Genomic DNA, 19,471 nt, shown 5'->3' with positions numbered 1-19,471 from the left:
TGGATTAATTTGCTAATTCAAAATCAGATTTTAATTTAATATCTGCTGATGAAGTTCCGATCATTACTTCGAAATCTCCTGGTTCAGTTCCCCATTCTAATTTATTATTATAGAAAGAAAGTTTCTCTTTGTCAATTGTAAATTCGATTGTTTTAGATTCTCCTGCGTTTAATTTCACTTTTTGGAAATCTCTTAATTCTAAAACTGGTCTTACAACAGATCCGAATTTATCTTTCAAATACAACTGAGCTACTTCTTCTCCGGCTACTTTTCCAGTATTTTTCAATTGGAAAGAAACTTTGATTGTTTCGTTGCTTTTTATTTTAGTTGAAGATAATTTTAAACCAGAATAATCAAACGTTGTATAACTTAAACCATATCCAAAAGGAAACTTTGGAGAGTTTTTTAAGTCGATATAAGCTGAAACATAATTTGTTGCATTTTCATCTTTTGCAGGTCTTCCTGTGCTGAAATGATTGTAATAAATTGGCACCTGTCCTACTTCTCTTGGGAAAGTCATAGGTAATTTCCCAGACGGATTGTAATCTCCAAACAATACATTTGCAATTGCATTTCCTGCTTCAGTACCTAACCACCAAGTGTATAGAATTGCAGGAACATTATCTGCAGTATAGTTGAAAACTAAAGGTCTTCCAGCATTAATTAAAACTACAACTGGTTTTCCTGTCGCCATTACCGCTTTTACCAAATCTTCTTGAACACCTGGCAAGTGAATGTCGCTTCGGCTTTTTGCTTCACCGCTCATATCATGTCTTTCACCAATACTCAAAATTACAACGTCTGCTTGTTTTGCTGTTTCAACTGCTTCTGCAAAACCGTCTTTATTGTCGCCAGTCACATCGCATCCTTTTGCGTACAATAATTTAGTGTTTTTGCCTACTTTATTTTGCAAACCGTCCCATTGCGAAACTACCCATTGATCGTATTTTACCTCTGGAAGTTCAACAGCCCAAAATCCCATATTGGCTTTGTACTCTTTTACCATTGGTCCGATGAAAGCAATTGTTTTTACACTTTTAGAAATTGGTAAAGTTTGGTTTTCGTTCTTTAATAAAACGATACTTTTCTCCGCCATTTCGCGAGCTGCTTTTCTGTGCTCTGGATTGTTTAACGCTTTTTCTTCACGTTTTCCATCCGAATATTTGTAAGGATCATCAAATAATCCTAATTCGAATTTCTTGCGAAGAATACGTCTTACCGCATCATCAACCAAATCAATAGAAACTCTGCCTTCTTTTACTAATTCTGCTAAATGTTTACGATACGCGTTACTTTCCATATCCATATCGCTTCCTGCGGTAATGGCTGAATAGGCCGCTTCTTTTAGATCTTTTGAGTAACCGTGTGCCACCATTTCGCCAATTGACCCCCAATCTGAAACTACGAAACCTTGAAAGTTCCATTTTCCTTTTAAGATATCTCTTTGCAAATGTGCATTTCCAGTTGCTGGAATTCCGTTAATATCATTAAATGAATTCATGAAGGTTGCTGCACCAGCGTCTAAAGCTGCTTTAAACGGAGGCAAATAGGTCTCCAAAAGCATTCTTTCGCTCATGTCTACAGAGTTGTAATCTCTTCCTCCAACTCCTGCTCCATAAGCTGCAAAGTGTTTTACGCAGGCCATAACCGAGTTTAATTCACCCAATTTGTTTCCTTGAAAACCTTTTACTCTCGCGTAAGCAATTTTAGACCCCAAGTAAGTATCTTCTCCAGCACCTTCCATTACACGTCCCCAACGCGGATCACGACCAATATCTACCATGGGAGCAAATGTCCAATGAATTCCGCTTGCTGCTGCTTCTGTCGCTGCAACTCTTGCGCCTAATTCGATTGCTGCTAAATCCCAAGATGCCGCTTCCGCTAAAGGAAGAGGAAAAGTCGTTTTATAACCGTGAATAACATCTTGTCCAAACAACAACGGAATTTTAAGTCTTGACTGCATCGCCAATTCTTGATATTGTCTGGTATATTTTGTTCCGATGACATTTAGCATCGAACCAATTAAACCTTGTTTGATTTCTGCTTGTTTGTTCGGATTAATCGTAATTGGTCCAGTTGCCTGATTGTCGCCAGTGTACTGATTCAACTGGCCGACTTTTTCTTCAATTGTCATTTTTTTCAACAGCTCATTGACTTTCTGATCTATTGACTGCTGCTGTGCCGACGCCATAAGCGACAGCATAAACAGCGTAATTGTGGTTACTTTTTTCATAGTTTAAGTTTTTACCAAACGTAAGTAGCGACCGCTCCAGCGTTTAGTGTGGTTGTGGTTTGTTGTTGGTTGTATTTAATATTAAATGTTTCTGCCAAAGCTCCGTCATTTTCTACAATTAAAACAGTTTGTCCTGATGGAGTTTTAAAAGCTACATTATATAAGTTTCCTGCAATATTACTACCTATTCTTACCGAACCTTCTGGAACAAATTTAGAAGCATGTCCGATAATATAATATCCTACTTCTCTTTTGATGTTTTGATTTTGATCAATCATTAAAGCCCCTTTACAAGTTGAACATCCGCCTGGTGTAAAAGGTTTGTAGAATTCATCGTTTGCCAATCCCCAAGAAAGTGCATTTTTACTCCAATTTCTCATTGAACCAATTACTACATTTTTTACACTCCATTTTAAGTCGCTTTCAAAATTACTTCCAGATCCTGTGTATTGTTCTGTAAAATACAAATCTTTATTTGGAAACTCATTATGAACAGTTGATAAAGCGCTAATGTCACCTTCGTACAAGTGAAAAGCCGATCCTGCTACAAACGGATTTGCTTTTGGATCTCTTAAAATCGTCAAAGGATATTCTGGTTTGTTACAGTTGTGATCATAAACAATGATTTTGGTTTTGATTCCTGCTTTCGCGAAAGCGGGACCTAAATTATTCCCAACAAAATCTGCTTGCTGTTCTGCCAACATCAATAAACTTGGATTGTTTCCTGGGTGCAAAGGTTCGTTTTGAGGCGTAATCGCGTCAATAATAATTCCGTGAGATTTCATTGCTTGAATGTATTTTACGAAATATTCTGCGTATACTTGATAGTATTTTGGCTGTAAGCTTCCGCCTTTTGAGCTTCCGTTGTCTTTCATCCAAACTGGTGGAGACCACGGAGAACCCATAATTTTTATTTTAGGATTTATAGCTAAAATTTCTTTTAAAACCGGAATTACATCGTCTAAATCTGGTCCAAGATTAAAGTGTTCCAGTTTCAAATCGGTTTGTCCTTCTGGCATATCATCATACGAAAAAACTTTCTCATTCAAATCTGATGCTCCAATACTTATTCTTAAATAACTTAAACCAATTGCATTTTCTTTTCTTGAAAATAATTCCTGAAGTAAAGCTTCTCTTTTTGGCTTATCTAATTTTTTAATAGCCTGAGCACTTCCTCCTGTTAATGAAAATCCGAAACCTTCTACGGTTTGAAATTTATCTGCTGGATTTATTTCAATGGTTTGATTTGAATTTGTTTCTGAAGCAAAAGCCAAATCAGTTTGTTTTTTAAGTTTTGACGTTTCATCTGTTGTGGTAATCCAAGACGAAACTTTTCCAGTATTTTTTACAGCATTTGTTGAAGATCCACAGTTAAACTGCATTGCAATTAATGGCAGTAAAACTAGGATTTGAAGTTTTTTGTTGATGTTTTTCATTTTAATCTATTTCTATTAAGACAGGCAAATGATCCGACGGATATTTTAGATCTTTAGAATCACTTAACACTGCGTGTTTTTGAACTTTTAGACCGCTATTTTTTGAAATAAAAATGTAGTCTAATAATAATGTTACAGGTTCATTGTGTTTGAAATCGTTGAAAGTTCCTGAAGGTCCAAAAGGTTTTTCTATTGAAACATCTTTCGTATCGTCCATCACTTTTTTGATTTCGCCAATTTGCGTTGTGTTTGGTTCAGAATTGAAATCACCCATTAAAAAAGCAGGATAATTTTTGGTATTCAGTGCTGCTATTTTAGAAAGAGCTAGCTGTACGCCTTTTACTCTCGCCTCTTCGCCCATGTGATCTAAATGCAAATTGAAAACCCAAAATGTTTTTTTAGTTTTTAGATCTTTAAAAAGTCCGTATGTGCAAACTCTGTTGCAAGCCGCATCCCAACCTCTTGAAACCACGTTTGGAGTTTCAGACAACCAGAAAGTATTTGATTGCTCCACTTTAAAACGGTCTTTTTTGTAATAAATCGTGCAAGCTTCACCTAAACCTCCTTCTTCTCTTCCTACTCCGAATTTGTTGTAATTTGGCAAAGCCGCCGCAATATTTAGCACTTGATTTGGCGTTGCTTCCTGAACTCCGAAAATATCTGGACTGTAAAAACCGATTTGAGATGTAAAATAATCTTTTCGGTTTGGCCATGCATTTTCTCCATCTGAAGCAACATCCAAACGGATATTATAAGTCATTATTTTTAAATTCTGACCATAAAATGAGTTCACGGTTAAAAGCAGCATTACTGCAAAAACAAGTTTGTTTATCTTTTTCATGTTAAAAAATTTTAATCTGGTAAAGCTAGTGTTTGCAAGACTTTAAAGAAAAAAATCTATTTAAAACTTATGTTAATTATACACTCTTACATAATCGATTTCATAAGTTGATTTTTGAAAATTTGGATCGACTGCTCCTCCAAAATTTCCTCCCATTGCAAAGTTTATAATCACAAAGAATTTATCATTAAATGGAGTTGTACTTGAGTTTTTGTAAGTGTAAAACAAATTATCATCTACAAAGAATTTGATGTTTTCGGCATCCCATTCGGCAGCATAAATATGAAACTCCGTTGTCGAATTTGCAGCAGTTGTTGTTTTCGTATCTGGCGTATTTCCCGAACGTCCAGGAGAATGCAATGATGAATGAATTACATTTGGATTGTTTCCAACTGATTCTAAAATGTCGATTTCTCCACATAATGGCCAACCTGCAGTATCGATATTATCTCCAAGCAACCAGAAAGCTGGCCAAGTACCGCCGCCAACTGGCAATTTTGCACGAACCTCTGCTCTTCCATATTTAAATGAAAATTTACCTTTTGTTAGCATTCTACTTGAAGTATATTTACTTCCTTGATAATCTTCTCTGATTGCTGTGATTTTCAAAAGGCCACCTTCGATTTTTACATTTTCTGTACGGTTTGTATAATATTGCAATTCGTTATTTCCGAAACCGTTTCCAGTTCCTAAATCGTAACCCCATTTATTAGAATCGGGAGCGCCATCTGTATTAAATTCATCTGACCAGATTAATTTTCTGGCTACGAAAATATTTACTGTTGTAGAGGCATTAGTATATTTTATTCCATTAAATACTGTAACCTCAATGGTATAGGCTTGCGTTCCTGGCTTGGTAAATTCATAGGCAAAATTGCTGGTTGTAAACTCTTTTGTTTCGTTGTTTACCACAATTTTATAAGACTTCGCACCAGCAGCATCTATTTTTAAATTAATTTTTCCGCTTCCGTCTCCATTTGGCATTTCGGCAGTTTTACCCACTACATCAACTTGTACAGAAATTTTATCAGGAGTTACCACCGGAGGAGTTTCAGTCGAATCGTTGTTACTGCTACAAGACTGAAATACGAACAATAGGATTAAAGTAAGAACTCCTGCTCTATTTGCGAGATTAATCATTTTCATCTTTTTATTATTTAAATGGTTTAGTTAATAAATTGAATATCAAGATAAATATTATTTCTTCTACTTTTTGTTTTTGTTAATAACAAAAAATTTCAGGTTAAAAATGAGTTTTAAAATTGAAATATTATTTCCAAGTATAAGTACCAACTGATCCCGCTTCTAACGAAGTTGTAACCCATTTTCCATTGAATTTAATATTGAAAGTTTCTGTTGCAGAACCATCATTTTCAACAATCAATACTTTAGAGCCTGTCGGCGTAATGAAAGCAACATTTTGCAAATTGCCTCCAGAATTACTTTCAATTCTAGTTGATCCCATCGGAACAAATTTTGAAGCATGAGCTATAATATAATACGCAACATTACGCTGAAAAGTATCTCCAGAAGTTATCGTAATAGCACCTTTGCACATCGTACAACCGCCATCTGTATGTGGGCCGAAATTTTGGTTATTGGCTACATTCCATTCTAAAGCATTTCTACTGTAATTTCTCATCGATCCGATAATTATATTTCGAAGATGCCATTTTAAATCGCCATCAAAACTACCTTCAGAAGAAGTCCATTGTTCTGTAAAATATACGTTTTTAGTCGGATAAGAATTAAAAACATTAGTTAAAGCGCTAATATCTCCGGCATATAAATGGAAAGCCGACCCGTCTACAAATGGAAATGCATCTGCATCTGCCAAAATTGCTTTGGGATAATTTGGATTATCGCAATTGTGATCGTAAGCGATAATTTTTACGTTTAGATTTGCTGCTTTAAATGCTGGCCCTAAACTTTTTTTAATGAAAGCTCCCTGATCTGCAGAAGACATATACATACTTGGATTATTTCCGTCATGCAAAGGTTCGTTTTGAGGTGTTACGGCATCGATTGTAATTTCTTCTTCTTTCATTTGCTGAATGTACTTTACAAAATATTTAGCGTAAACATCATAATATTCTGTTTTCAGTTTTCCTCCTTTAAAACTAGCCACATCTTTCATCCAAATTGGTGCAGACCAAGGTGTTGCTAGAATTAAAATCTTTGGGTTAATTGCCAGAATTTCTTTTAGCATGGCGATTAGATTTTTATCTTTTTCTAAACTAAATTTATCCAAATTCAAATCTGTTTCTCCAGCTGCAAGATCATCATACGTAAAAGGCGTTGCACTTAAATCTGAAGCTCCAATACTGATTCTGATATAACTTACTCCTATTGAATTTTCGCCAGAACCAAATAATTCCTGCAAAAGAGCCGTTCTTTTTGTTGGATTTAATTGATTTATCACATCAACGCTTCCTCCTGTTAAAGTGTATCCGAAACCATCAATAGTTTGATATTTTTGAGCAGCATTTACTTCAATATTAGCATAAGCATTTGCTGTTGTGCCAAAACCCAATATTCCTGATTGTTTTGCCAATAAAACGCTTTGGTTGCCTTTTGTTAGCCAGAAATCAACATCGTTTGTAACCACTACCGGAGGGTTTACAACTGGAGGATCTACTGGAGGGTTTTCTACTGGATCACTTGAAGAAGAGCATTTTACTTGAGCCAATACAGCTGCCAAGAAGCAAAATGCTTTTATGGTATTTTTAAAATTAAACTTCATTTTTCGTGGTTATTTAGTTAGTTGACAATTAGTATACAATTGTCTGTATAGCGTGTGCCGGAATTGTAATTGTGTGTGTTTTCGTTTGATTTTCTAGAGAATAAACAATCTCTTTTTCAGATTGATTCATCACTACCGTAATCAATTGTCCATCAGAGTTTTTAAAAGAAGTGCTTAACAACGATTTGTCGCTTATGGTTTCAAGCACTCTTTTTGCATTTGGTCTAATGAATTTTGAGAAATGTCCAATATAATAATACATTGGCGTATAGATTAATTCATCTTTTGTTGTATCAGCATGAATCGGTGCGAAACAGAAATTTCCAACATGATTTGGACCTCCGTTCTGATCTAGAAGAATATTCCAGTCTGTCCAACCTACTGTTCCGTTATTAAAATCATTAATCATATTGATTCCATAACGTTCTGCATTTCCCCAAAACTGATATTTAGAAGCATCAAATTTTTCGATACAGCCTTCAGTAAAAAGAAGATTTTTATTTGGAAAAGCTTCGTGAACTTGTGCTACAGATTCAAATTGAGGTGAACCTCCATTCCAAGTTTCATACCAGTGAAATCCAATTCCCCAAGCATATTTAGAAACTTCTGGATCTGAGAAAACAAGATTGGCTCTTTTGGTCAACATATCTCCTCGATTATGATCCCAAATAATAACGTTTTTCGAGCCTAAACCTTCTTTTTCTAAAGTTGGGCCGAGATGATTTTTAAGAAAATCTCTTTCTGCTTCTGGAGTATAAATGCAAGATTCCCAGCTCTGTCTCGCCATTGGTTCGTTCTGAACTGTCAATCCCCAGATCGGAATTCCTTCTTTTTCGTATTCCCTTATGAACTTCGTATAATACAATGCCCAAGCTGAAGCAAATTCAGGCAATAAAACGCCGCCGTGCAAAATATCATTATTATCTTTCATGAAAGCTGGGGGACTCCAAGGACTCACAAATAAAGTTAGTTTTCCGCCGGCTGTTTCAATTGCTTTTTTAATTAAAGGAATTCTATATTTGCGATCGTGGTTTATATTAAAAGTCTTTAATTCTTTGTCTCCTTCAGAAACATAAGTATAGCTGTCACTGCTGAAATCACAGCTGTGAATGTTTGTTCTAGCCAAAGAATAACCAATACCTTTATTTTTATCGTAATAAGCAGTTAAGAATTCCTGCTGTTTTTTTGGCGATAATTTTGCGAAAACTTCTGCGCTTGCATCTGTAATTGCCCCTCCGATTCCGAGGAAAGTTTGGTCTGTTTTTTTAGTATTTACAGCAATTGATACCGTTGGTGTTTTTTGTTTGTTGCTTGAAATGAAATCATTTGATAATGATAATTTCCAGTTTGTGTTTTCAGCAGTAGTAAAAACCTTTATTTTATTATTTTTTTGAGCTATTATTTTTGAATTAAAACAGCTTAATTGAATAAAGGCAAAGGTTAATAGCAATATTTGAGTTGTCGCTTTCATATTGTTCTATAAACAGTTTAAGGTAAAGTAAATAGAAGGCTAATAACTAATTCAAATTAGCCTTCTTTATTACTTCTACAAAATATTAATAAACAAGTGTTTGTATAGCATGCGGCGGAATTTTGACTTCTGCCTTTTTATCACCAATAATTAAATTGTATGTAAGATCATTAGCTGATTGGTTCATGACAATAGTTGCCATTGTTCCGTCAGCATTTAAAAAAGATGTGCTTAATAAAGCGCTTTTGCTTGCAGCTGTACTTACACGAACAGCATTTAAACGAATGAACTTTGAAAAGTGTCCAATGTAATAATAAGATGGAGTGTAAATTAATTCTCCTGTTGTTGTATCTGCATGAATTGGCGCGAAACAGAAATTTCCAACATGATTAGGGCCTCCATTTTGGTCTAAAAGAATATTCCAATCTGTCCAAGCCACTGTTCCGTTGTTAAAATCATTAATCATATTAATTCCGTAACGTTCTGCATTACCCCAAAATTGATATTTCGATGCATCAAATTTTTCGATGCAACCTTCAGTAAACATGAGTTTTTTATCTGGATAAGCTTCATTTACTTTCCCAACATTATCAAACATCGGCGCACCGCCTGACCAAGTTTCGTACCAGTGAAATCCCATTCCCCAAACATATTTTGATGCTTCAGGATCTGAGTAAATTACGTTGGCGCGGTAATTCATCAAATCGCGGTTATGATCCCAAACGATGATTTTTTTATCGCCAAGATTTTCTTTTTTCAAAGTTGGACCAAGATAATTTTTGATGAAATCTCTTTCTGCTTCAGCTGTATAAATACAAGATTCCCAAGTCTGAACCGCCATTGGTTCATTTTGAGTAGAAGTTCCCCAAATCGGAATACCTTCTTTTTCGTATGCTTTAATAAATTTCACGTAAAAATTAGCCCAAGTCTGGTAGTATTCAGGAAGTAAAGTTCCTCCTTTTAATACATTCTTGTTACTTTTCATAAAAGCATTTGGTGACCAAGGCGCAACATAAGTTGTCAATTTTCCGCCAGCTTTTTGAATGGCTTGTTTGATTAATGGAATTCGATATTGTCTATCATGATCAATAGAAAAAGTCTTCAGATCTTTATCTCCTTCTTCGATGTAAGAATAGCTTCCACTGCTAAAATCAGAACTTTGAATTGTTGTTCTTAGCAAAGAATAGCCGATACCTTTTTGCTGATCGTAGTAAGCATTTAAAAATTCTGCTTGTTTTTCTTTTGAAAGTTTAGCAAATATTTCGGCGCTAGCATCTGTAATAGCACCTCCAATTCCCATAAAAGTTTGAAACTTTTTAGCTGGCTGTACAAAAATAGAAGTTTCGGTTTCTAGAGGTTGTTTTGCGGCAGAAAAAGTCAAATTATCTGTAGTAGTTAATCGCAATTTAGAGTTTTCCGCTGTGGTATAAACGGTTATTTTTTTACCGTCGGTTGTAAACTCTTTTTTTGTTTTTGGCTGTTGTGCAAAAGCTGCAGCAGAAAACAAAAGGCATATAATTTTTAGGCTATTTTTTTTCATTCGCTTCTAATTATTATGTTTTTAAATTGAAGTTTAGAAGAAATCAAAAAAATGAGTTCTACCCTTTTGAAGGATTTAAAAAATAGCCCATACTCATAATGATTATGGGCTATTTACAACCAAACTTAAACTTAACTTAACTTTTTATTTTCCTCTGAATTCAACTTTTGTGATAGTAATAGGTTCATTACCCGCTTTATTACTTCCAGATCTAATTACAAGATATATTGTTCCGCTTTCAGGGAATTTAACAACATTGGAAACTGTTTTCGTTACATCGTTTTTTACACATCCAACTCCAGATAATTTTCCTGAAAATTTAGATGTTCCGCAGCCATCCCAAGTACTTATTCCCATAACTCTGTTTTCTTTATACTCAGTACCTAGAACTGGTGCTGATTTACCAGCATACACTTCAAACCAAGTCTCGTCTAAACCGCTAGGGCAAGAAATTGTCATGTCGATTGTATATTCTCTGTCTTTTACAACTTCGATTGCTTGATAGATACCTTCTTGAGCTCCTCCACCTGGTAGATGAATCGTCGCGCTATTATTAGCGAAAGACCAAAACGCTGCACCTGTTGGGCTTAATTGTGCACTAATCCATTTAGCTTGATCTGCAGCAGTTGCAAACTTTCCACCTTGCACTAAGTTTCCTTTTGCAGGATCTGTTTGCGCTACTACGATCTGCTGAGAAGAAGTTGCCATTGCTGCTCCAGCTCCAACGGCTGTATGAGTAACTGTATATGTTCCTGCATCAGGTAGAGAAATCACTTGATTCATTTTTCCTGGACTTGCACCATCACCAGTATCCCATTGTGAAAGAATAACTCCTTTTGGTTGCGTTGCTGTTAGAAGATAAGTATTCATAGCTCCTGCAACTGGGGCGATAGTAAACGAGGCATCAAGATTTGTAGCTACAAGAGGATTTTCATTAACTTCTTCGCTACAGCTGCTTAGTGTTCCTAATGCTAAAGCCAGCATTAGGTATACACTTTTTCTAAAATATATATTTAGGTTCATTTCTTTTTGTTTTGGTTAATTAGTAATACTATTGGTAATTCGGATTTTGTTTCAATTTAGTACCGTTAAGCTCTGTGTACGGAATTGGCAAAATCTCATCTGTTCCAGCATCAAAACCTCTATCAGATAATGCTGCTGCTGCATCTCCCCATCTTACTAAATCAAAGAATCTATGTCCTTCACCAGCTAATTCCATTCTTCTTTCATGTTTGATCGCTTCTAATGTTACGGGAACAGAACCCAATCCAACTCTTCCTCTAACTGCATCAAGTAAAGCTTGTGCTCTTGGCCCAGAACCTAAAGCTTCTGCTTCCATTAAGTAAGTATCTGCAAGTCTGATCACATAAGAGTTTTGCTTGTAGTTCAACTCTGAGTTACCACCACCTGTACTAACATCTGACTGTCTTGGAAGATATTTGTTTAAGAAAAATCCAGTGTCTTGGTAAGCTGGGATATAATCTGCTTTACCTGCTGCTTTTAATGCTTTTAAGTCAAGAATTGTAGCTTCTAAACGGGGATCACCTTGCATTGCATCATATAATTTTTGAGTTGCAACGTTGAAAGCCCATCCTGCTGGAAGATCTGGTGCATCAGAGCCTTTTGGTCTAGAATATCCTCTAGGTCCAACCATGATGTTTAAAGAGTTTCCTTCATCTTTACCTTGTCCCCAGAAACTCCAATCAGAGTTACCAGCGCTACTGTGAGATACTTCGATTAATGATTCTTCGTTGAATTTGTTTGATGTTACCCATAAGTCGCTAAAATCATCCAATAGTTTATTGCCATATTGATTTACTGCTCCTGGAGTACCATTTACTTCCGCCAAAACTGTCGCCGCCTGAGTTTTTTTACCTTCAAACAAAAGTACTTTCCCTAAAAGTGCCTGAGCAGCTCCTTTGTTAAATCTTCCAGCTTCTGTTTTTGCATCAACTGTATTAGGTAAATCAGCAATTGCTTCTGTTATATCTTTTTCGATTTGTGCATAAATTACCTCTGGTGCAACTTGCTCAGGATTATAGATCGTTTCTGTAGTTAACGGCTCTAAAACTAAAGCAATATTTTTAAACATTCTTACTAAATTAAAATAGTAAAATGCACGTAATGTTTTAGCTTCTGCTGCAAATCTCCTTCTAGCTACATCATTCATTGTAGCTGCTGGCAACTTAGATAACAACAAATTTGCTCTAGAAATACCTTGGTAGTGATCGTTCCAGTAACTTGCCGGAATAGTAATTGAAGAAAGTGAGTGTGTAGAGAAATTTTGAATTCCGGTTCCATCTGTAGAACTACCTCCTCCAGCATAAAAATCATCTGAACCGGCATTTAGCAGTGCCACTAAGTTTTCAAAACCACCTGTATTTTTTCTCAATGGATCATAAACTCCTACTAAAGCAGCATAACATTGCTGTTCATTAGAAAAATATGTACTTGTGTCAAATTTTCCTTCAGGGTTAGTGGTCACAAAATCTTCAGAGCAAGAGCCTAGAACAGCCAATGCTACAGCCACATATATATATTTAAATTTTATCGTTTTCATGATTATTTATTTTTAAAATTGAACGTTAGCTCCAAACAAAATAGATCTTGCTTGCGGATAAACTCCTTTGTCTATACCAAAAACTTGGCCTCCAATTTCTGGATCAAATCCAGTATATTTTGTAAAAGTGATTAAGTTTTCTCCAGTTACGTAAAAACGTAGTTTATCTGCTCCGATTTTAGATGATAAACTAGCTGGCATTGTGTATCCAAGAGTTACCACTTTTAAACGGAAGTAATTTCCATCTTCCAAGTAAAAATCTGACATGTTAGTGTAGTTTTTATTTGGGTCATTATTTGTCAATCTTGGGTAATCGTTTGAAGTTCCCTCGCCAACCCAACGCTCTAAAGCTTTAGTTTGGTAGTTTGCATTAAGTACATCTAATCTTCTTAAACCTTGGAAAATTTTGCTTCCTGCAGCTCCTTGAGTAAATGCCATAAAATCGAAGTTTTTGTAGTCTAAGTTTACTGTGAAACCAAAAGTATATTTCGGAATATTTGTTCCTAAGAATTGTTTATCATCCTCAGTAATAGCTCCATCACCATTAGAATCTACCCAACGGAAATCTCCTGGTCTAGCATTTGGCTGAATTAAACCTCCGTTTGCATTTTTGTAAGCTGCAACTTCAGCTTCATTTTGGAAAATTCCGGCTGTTTTAAATCCGTAGAACTCGTTAAATGAATGTCCAACTTGTGTTCTAGTTACGGGTCCCATAGATTGGAAAGTTGCATCTCCAACAATGAAATTAGTAGATGATCCTACATAAGTGATTTCATTTTTCAAGTAAGCAAAGTTTGCATTAACTCCTAAATTAAAATCCCCAAGTCTTTTCTTGTAACCTAATTCAACCTCCAAACCGCTATTGTCCATATCTGCAATGTTAGCAGAAGGCGCATCAGTTGCTCCAACATATCCAGGAATTACAATGTTTCTTAAGATTCCTTTTGTTGATTTTTTGAAATAATCAAGTGTAAGAGAAAAATCATTGAATAATTTTGCATCAAGACCTACAGTAGTTTGAGATGTTTCTTCCCATCCTAAGTTTGCATTTGGCAAAGTAGAGTTTCCGTATCCTGTTGTAATACTTCCACCATTTCCAATAGTATAATTGTAACCTCCTACAACCGTAGCTCTATATTTAAAGTCTTCGATATTATCATTACCTACAACTCCATAACCTCCACGGAATTTTAAAGTGTTTACCACATTGTTTTCTTTCCAGAAACCTTCTTTAGAAACTACCCATCCTAATGAGAATGAAGGGAAAACTCCAAATTTATTGTTTTCACCAAAACGAGTTGATCCGTCACGACGAACGATTCCTGTAAAAAGATATTTCTCCATGTAATCGTAGTTAGCACGTAAAAACAATGAAGCCAATTTGTGTTCTACTTTATCGCTTGTTCTTGTTGTTCTATCAGCTTGAGGAATATCAAAATTCCAAGAAGCATCTTTGTAACTTGTAATTGGAAGACCAAACATTGTTGTTCCGATAGTGCTACCAATATTTTCTACATAAGCACCTTGTCCAGCTAAAACACTTACATTATGATCTCCAAATTTGTTCGCATAAGACAAAGTGTTTTCTAGAGTCCAAGAAAGAGCTTTTTCGTTGTTTTGATTGTAGTTATTTCTGTCAGCTTTCATGTTTGGGTTTAAGAAGTTAACCGGAGTAAACATTTCATTCCCCCAGTAAGCCAACTTACCGCCAAGTGTTGTTCTAAATTTTAAATGACTCGTGATGTTAGCCTCTAAATAAGCATTACCAACAAAATCGTCTGACCAGTCAAATCCTCCTAATCTAGTTTGAGTATACGCTAGAGGGTTTGTCATCTCTTGTTGCACTAAAGAAGAAATTCCGTAAGGATTTCCATTTGCATCTCTAACAACATTTGGGTTTGTGTAATAACCTGAGTTTGCTACGGCTGGATCTGTAACCACTAGCGGGGTAAGCGGATCTAAGTTAACAGCAGAACTTAACGGACCTCCGAACTCACTGTTTACATTACCAATACCTTTAGTTTTTTGGTGTGTGTATCCAAAAGTCTGTCCGAAAGTAAAGAAATCAGAAATTTTGTGAGTAGAATTTAATCTAAAGTTTTTCTTTGTATAATTAGAGATATCTGTAGCAACAATACCTTCCTGATCTTGAATTCCGAAAGAAGCATAGAAAGTAGATTTTTCACTACCTCCACTAATACTTAATTCATGCGTGTATCTGAAAGCCGAATCATTAAAGATTGCATCTTGCCAATCTGTACCTTTTCCGAAAGAAGCTGGATTTGCATATTTAATACCACCACCGTCATTCAAAGATTTTTCATTCATAATAGTTGCGTACTGAGTAGCATTCAACATATCTAATCTTTTCGCTGGAGCAGAAATACCTGCAAAACCATTATAGTTTACAGAAATTTTTCCAGACTTTCCTTTTTTAGTGGTAACTAGAATAACCCCAGTTGCTGCACGAGTACCATAAATTGCAGCTGAAGCAGCATCTTTTAATACCTCGATAGATTCAATATCAGATTGATTGATGAAACCAACTGCACCAGCATCTACAGCAATTCCGTCAACTACCCATAAAGGATCATTTCCACCTTCTCTAAAGGTAGTAATACCTCTTACACGAACTTTAGACGCTGCGCCAGGGCTTCCAGAAGTAGCTGCAACAGAAACCCCTGCTACTCTACCTTGTAAAGACTGTTCAACTCGTCCGTTTGGCACTTTTTCAAGATCAGCTGCCTTTACACTAGAAATGGCTCCAGTTACAACAGATTTCTTTTGAGTACCATATCCAACAACTACAACCTCATTTAAAGATTGTGATTCTGGTTTTAATTGAATAGTAATTTTTGTTCTTCCATTTATTGCTTCTGTTACTGTAGCGTAACCAATAAACGTAATTGTTAATGATCCGTTTGAAGGCACTTGCATCTGAAACTTTCCGTCGAAGTCTGAGGCAGTAGATTTAGTAGTACCTTTCAATAAGATTGTCGCACCTGGAACAGGCAAACCATTTTCATCATTGATTATTCCATTTACTGTGACATCCTGAGCCACAGCTATAACCGAGAATAATAAAGATGAAATACAAAAAACAAGTAATTTTGTTAATTTCATTTTTCTAAAAATTTTGGTTAATTAATTAGTAATTTAATGCAATACTAAAACTAAATTTTCACTTTTCACACTTCATAATCATTACAAAAACACATCAAAAAGAGAAAAATAATATTATAAAAACACATCAAAAAAAACATAATTATTTAATTTTCAAATATTTAAAAAAATAAAAAATAGTACTAAATAAAAGTTAATTTTAAAAAATAACACTACAGTATATTTTCAGGAGTATAATTCATCAAAATTATTAAAACTACAACGTGATAGTCGTTACAATTACGTTGTAAATAGCTATTAGATAAACAATTAGAGGGTTGAAATCTTTATTTTTACTTATGCTGAAAAATTAAAGAATATCGTTTTTTTACCCTGCTTTTTTTACATTATCAATAATATTTTTATTATAGGAAAAAGCTTATTTTTAAATATTATATAAGAAATTACCTTCTTTATATGTTATTTTGAGTTGAAAAAAATCGGAAAGATCACCTTCAAAAATCTAGAAAACGCCATTTTTAATGTAAAATGAGGAATAAGGCTAGTTTTCTGATCGAAATCTTAATTTCAAATTTGGCATTCTTTAAAGCCTTACAAGAGCCTTTATATAATTATAAAGAAGGAGAGGAATTGAAGAAACAATAAATAAGCCTTTAAAAGCATTAAAAACCACCCTAGCTTACGTTTCAAATCCTTTAAACTGCTTTAAATGAAAACAAAAGAGAATATTACTGGAATTTGATCTAGAAATCGAATTAAAGAATGCATCCTCGTTAGTTATAATCTCTTAATTTGAATTTGGTCAAGTTTTTAAAATAAAAAAAGGCCCATAATCGAAATTATGGGCCCACCAGGCAATAAACTTAACTTAAACTAACCATAGTTTAAATCTTAAATATGCTTCCTTAAAGTGAAGCATAAAATGTTTGAAATTCGAAAAAGGAATTTTTTAGTCTTCCTTTTTCGAAACAACTAACACAAAATATTTTATTCAGGTTTAAAAATGAATGTCCAACCTGTTTTAGGGTCTTTTAAACTTCTTGGTACATATAATACTAGTTTATCTTGTGTAAGGGTAACAATAGTATACTCATTTTCAGCGTTTCCAGCTTCATAACCTAAAATTTTTGAATTTTTAATGAATAACTTTTTGTTAGTAACATCCAATACAAAGCTTCCCTTTTCTGCAGCTGCAGATGCCGTTTGATAATGATTGTAATTTGGTGCACCATCCAAATCGAAGTGCATCTTACCTTCAACATCTAGTGGAGGACAACATTCTCCCCCTGCATTCCACCATGCACTCATCGCCGAATTAGGATCATCTGGAGGAGACATAAACCAAAATAATTCACCTGAACCTGCAGCGCCGTCAAAAACCCATGTTTTACCATCTTTAGCATTTGAGCCTAATAAAAATCCCCATTCTGGCGGTACAGGATGATCTAATACACTAATTGTAACAGGAACTGTTTTTTCAAAAAATTCTGCTCCTAAAGTTCCTTTATATGCAAAATTAAAAGTCCCAGTCACTGGCATTGTAATAGTATGAGTATCTGTTAATGCCTTGCTTATTATATAATCCCAATAACCACTAACGCCCGGACTAAGCATTTCAAGTTTGATTTCATTACCACCAGCCGTAGTATTTGTTGCTTTAAGCTCGACATTCTCAACAGTTATTGAATTACTTAAATGCTGTTCGTCTACAATTGGGTCACATGCCGAAAAGACCAGCATAAAGACTGCAATTAGTAAATATTTTATATTATGAATTTTCATCTTTTCTTATTATTAGTAGTTATTAAATATTACCAACCTGGATTTTGATTATAAACTCCATTTAATAGTCTGATTTCGGTTTCTGGAACCGGAACTAAGCCTTTAGTTTCTGTTCTATATTTTACACTATAACTGGCATCAACACCAGAGTTTCTAACTTGAATTACATCATTAAAAGCAGTATCAACATCACCCCAGCGAACTAGATCAAACCAATGCAATCCTTCGAAAGCTAATTCATGCAAACGCTCTGTTTTGATATTATCAAGAGAATATGCCACTGGTCCTAGATTTGCTCTTAGTCTTACTGCATTCATACCTTCTGGCGTTTTAGTAATTTCAGAATGCATTAATAACACATCCGCAAAACGCATGAAAATAAAATCTTGGGCATGCATCAACTGCATATCTGTAATTTTCCAATCATACATCTGAACAAACATTCCTACATTTGATCCTTTGCCATCATCGTGCTGTAATGAAACATATTTTTTATTAAAATATCCTGTTTCATGATCTCCTTTATCTGGTGCATAACTACCTGTCCCTTGTTCAGCTTTACCTACTTCAAGTATAGACCCTCTCTTTCTTGGATCTGCATCATCCCATCCTGAAAATAATTTTGGGTTTACGGTACACCATCCCCAGCCTTCTCCAAAAGGTGCTAAAGAATTACCACGCAATGAATTAAATAGAGCAAGTCTATTCGTGTAACTCTGACCATTTGTCCAATCCCAGTTACCAAAAGAATATCTTTGCATAAACATTGTTTCAAAGTTTCCTGTTCCAAATGTTGGTGTAGCACCATCTTGACCTACCCATGATAAACCTTCCGCTGCAGCCCAAGGCAGTACAGTGTCACTTTTTGCACTTTTATTTACGTAAGAATATGGCCAAAGATTTCTAAAATCAGACGCAAGCTTATAACCACTGTTATTGATACAATCATCTAAATAAGCCCCAACTTGTGTTGCCGTTAAAGCACCGCCTTCAACAAGAGGCAAATCTGTCGTTGCTTGCTTTTCGATGTTACTCATGTAACCCGTATAAAACAAAAACACACGTCCCATATATGCTTCTGCAACCCATTTATTAGCATGACCATATCTTGCAGTTGGAATACTTGTAAATGGTGTAGAAGGCATAGTTTCAATAGCTAGTTTTAAATCAGATGCGATTTGTGCGAATGTCTCACTATAAGTCGATCTCGCAACTAATCTGTCACCATCATATTTTATAACCAATGGCACTCCTCCAAAGAATTTTGCTAATCTGAAATAGAAGAAAGCTCTCATAAACAAAGCTTCTCCAATTGCTTGTTTTTTAAACTCTTCTGCTAGTTGTGGCGTATCAAAATACTTAGAAAAATCTGCATCTGGAACTTTTTCAATAATGGCATTTGCTCTCGAAATCCCATTATATGATTGTCTCCACATATCGCGATAGGTATCTTCAGCAGGATCTTCGAAATTATCTACCCATTTTGCAGATTTATCATCTGGACCTCCACCACCAAACATCATATTATCCATCAGGTTTGCAGCTACTTGTTCTTCACTATGAACATTCGCTGTATAGATAGCATTGTAAATACCTGCCATTGCTTCGTTTATATCAGTAGGAGATTTATAAAAACTAGTTAAACTCTTTTCTGAAAGGTTCTCCGTATCCAGTTCATCATTACAGCCATACACTGCAAAAATTGCTGAAATTGCTACTATATATCTTAATTTTTTCATTTT

At 35.1% G+C, this 19,471-nt stretch carries 12 protein-coding genes; all 12 read right to left on the bottom strand.

The window, feature by feature from the left end; all coding sequences use genetic code 11:
- Positions 1-4 precede the first annotated feature (4 nt).
- The 12 genes from QLQ96_RS07680 to QLQ96_RS07625 all read right to left on the bottom strand — a co-directional run bounded on the left by QLQ96_RS07680 (position 5) and on the right by QLQ96_RS07625 (position 19,468).
- The gene (locus tag QLQ96_RS07680; RefSeq protein ID WP_482496032.1) at positions 5-2,233 is read right to left on the bottom strand and encodes a glycoside hydrolase family 3 N-terminal domain-containing protein; all 2,229 of its coding nucleotides are present in this window, start codon (positions 2,231-2,233) and stop codon (positions 5-7) included.
- An 11-nt stretch (positions 2,234-2,244) separates the two neighbouring features.
- Complete coding sequence (locus QLQ96_RS07675) at positions 2,245-3,669, bottom strand: glycoside hydrolase family 30 protein (protein WP_482496031.1); 1,425 nt, start codon at positions 3,667-3,669, stop codon at positions 2,245-2,247.
- A 1-nt stretch (position 3,670) separates the two neighbouring features.
- Complete coding sequence (locus QLQ96_RS07670; protein WP_482496029.1) at positions 3,671-4,510, bottom strand: endonuclease/exonuclease/phosphatase family protein; 840 nt, start codon at positions 4,508-4,510, stop codon at positions 3,671-3,673.
- A gap of 72 nt (positions 4,511-4,582) precedes the next feature.
- Positions 4,583-5,656, bottom strand: a complete 1,074-nt coding sequence (locus QLQ96_RS07665) for a glycoside hydrolase family 16 protein (RefSeq protein ID WP_482496028.1) — start codon at positions 5,654-5,656, stop codon at positions 4,583-4,585.
- A gap of 124 nt (positions 5,657-5,780) precedes the next feature.
- Entirely contained in the window at positions 5,781-7,253 is a 1,473-nt protein-coding gene (locus QLQ96_RS07660; protein ID WP_482496026.1) for a glycoside hydrolase family 30 protein, read from the bottom strand.
- A 28-nt stretch (positions 7,254-7,281) separates the two neighbouring features.
- Positions 7,282-8,724, bottom strand: a complete 1,443-nt coding sequence (locus tag QLQ96_RS07655) for a glycoside hydrolase family 30 protein (protein WP_482496024.1) — start codon at positions 8,722-8,724, stop codon at positions 7,282-7,284.
- 85 nt (positions 8,725-8,809) lie between these two features.
- The gene (locus QLQ96_RS07650; protein WP_482496023.1) at positions 8,810-10,264 is read right to left on the bottom strand and encodes a glycoside hydrolase family 30 protein; all 1,455 of its coding nucleotides are present in this window, start codon (positions 10,262-10,264) and stop codon (positions 8,810-8,812) included.
- A 144-nt stretch (positions 10,265-10,408) separates the two neighbouring features.
- Positions 10,409-11,287: a hypothetical protein gene (locus tag QLQ96_RS07645; RefSeq protein ID WP_482496021.1), complete on the bottom strand. Its 879-nt coding sequence runs from the start codon at positions 11,285-11,287 to the stop codon at positions 10,409-10,411.
- A gap of 28 nt (positions 11,288-11,315) precedes the next feature.
- On the bottom strand, positions 11,316-12,824 hold the full coding sequence (locus tag QLQ96_RS07640; protein WP_482496020.1) for a RagB/SusD family nutrient uptake outer membrane protein: 1,509 nt from the start codon (positions 12,822-12,824) through the stop codon (positions 11,316-11,318).
- 12 nt (positions 12,825-12,836) lie between these two features.
- Positions 12,837-15,947, bottom strand: a complete 3,111-nt coding sequence (locus QLQ96_RS07635; protein WP_482496018.1) for a SusC/RagA family TonB-linked outer membrane protein — start codon at positions 15,945-15,947, stop codon at positions 12,837-12,839.
- Between the two features lie 987 nt (positions 15,948-16,934).
- Positions 16,935-17,729, bottom strand: a complete 795-nt coding sequence (locus QLQ96_RS07630) for a hypothetical protein (protein WP_482496017.1) — start codon at positions 17,727-17,729, stop codon at positions 16,935-16,937.
- 29 nt (positions 17,730-17,758) lie between these two features.
- Entirely contained in the window at positions 17,759-19,468 is a 1,710-nt protein-coding gene (locus QLQ96_RS07625; protein ID WP_482496015.1) for a RagB/SusD family nutrient uptake outer membrane protein, read from the bottom strand.
- Positions 19,469-19,471: the final 3 nt, after the last annotated feature.

The sequence above is a fragment of the Flavobacterium sp. B167r genome (assembly GCF_056824315.1).
This window is presented reverse-complemented; position numbering and strand designations above follow the sequence as displayed.

Excerpts from the sequence above, each read along its gene's own strand:
- QLQ96_RS07680 (WP_482496032.1), bottom strand. The coding sequence starts at position 2,233 with ATGAAAAAAGTAACCACAATTACGCTGTTTATGCTGTCGCTTATGGCG.
- QLQ96_RS07675 (WP_482496031.1), bottom strand. The coding sequence starts at position 3,669 with ATGAAAAACATCAACAAAAAACTTCAAATCCTAGTTTTACTGCCATTA.
- QLQ96_RS07670 (WP_482496029.1), bottom strand. The coding sequence starts at position 4,510 with ATGAAAAAGATAAACAAACTTGTTTTTGCAGTAATGCTGCTTTTAACC.
- QLQ96_RS07665 (WP_482496028.1), bottom strand. The coding sequence starts at position 5,656 with ATGAAAATGATTAATCTCGCAAATAGAGCAGGAGTTCTTACTTTAATC.
- QLQ96_RS07660 (WP_482496026.1), bottom strand. The coding sequence starts at position 7,253 with ATGAAGTTTAATTTTAAAAATACCATAAAAGCATTTTGCTTCTTGGCA.
- QLQ96_RS07655 (WP_482496024.1), bottom strand. The coding sequence starts at position 8,724 with ATGAAAGCGACAACTCAAATATTGCTATTAACCTTTGCCTTTATTCAA.
- QLQ96_RS07650 (WP_482496023.1), bottom strand. The coding sequence starts at position 10,264 with ATGAAAAAAAATAGCCTAAAAATTATATGCCTTTTGTTTTCTGCTGCA.
- QLQ96_RS07645 (WP_482496021.1), bottom strand. The coding sequence starts at position 11,287 with ATGAACCTAAATATATATTTTAGAAAAAGTGTATACCTAATGCTGGCT.
- QLQ96_RS07640 (WP_482496020.1), bottom strand. The coding sequence starts at position 12,824 with ATGAAAACGATAAAATTTAAATATATATATGTGGCTGTAGCATTGGCT.
- QLQ96_RS07635 (WP_482496018.1), bottom strand. The coding sequence starts at position 15,947 with ATGAAATTAACAAAATTACTTGTTTTTTGTATTTCATCTTTATTATTC.
- QLQ96_RS07630 (WP_482496017.1), bottom strand. The coding sequence starts at position 17,729 with ATGAAAATTCATAATATAAAATATTTACTAATTGCAGTCTTTATGCTG.
- QLQ96_RS07625 (WP_482496015.1), bottom strand. The coding sequence starts at position 19,468 with ATGAAAAAATTAAGATATATAGTAGCAATTTCAGCAATTTTTGCAGTG.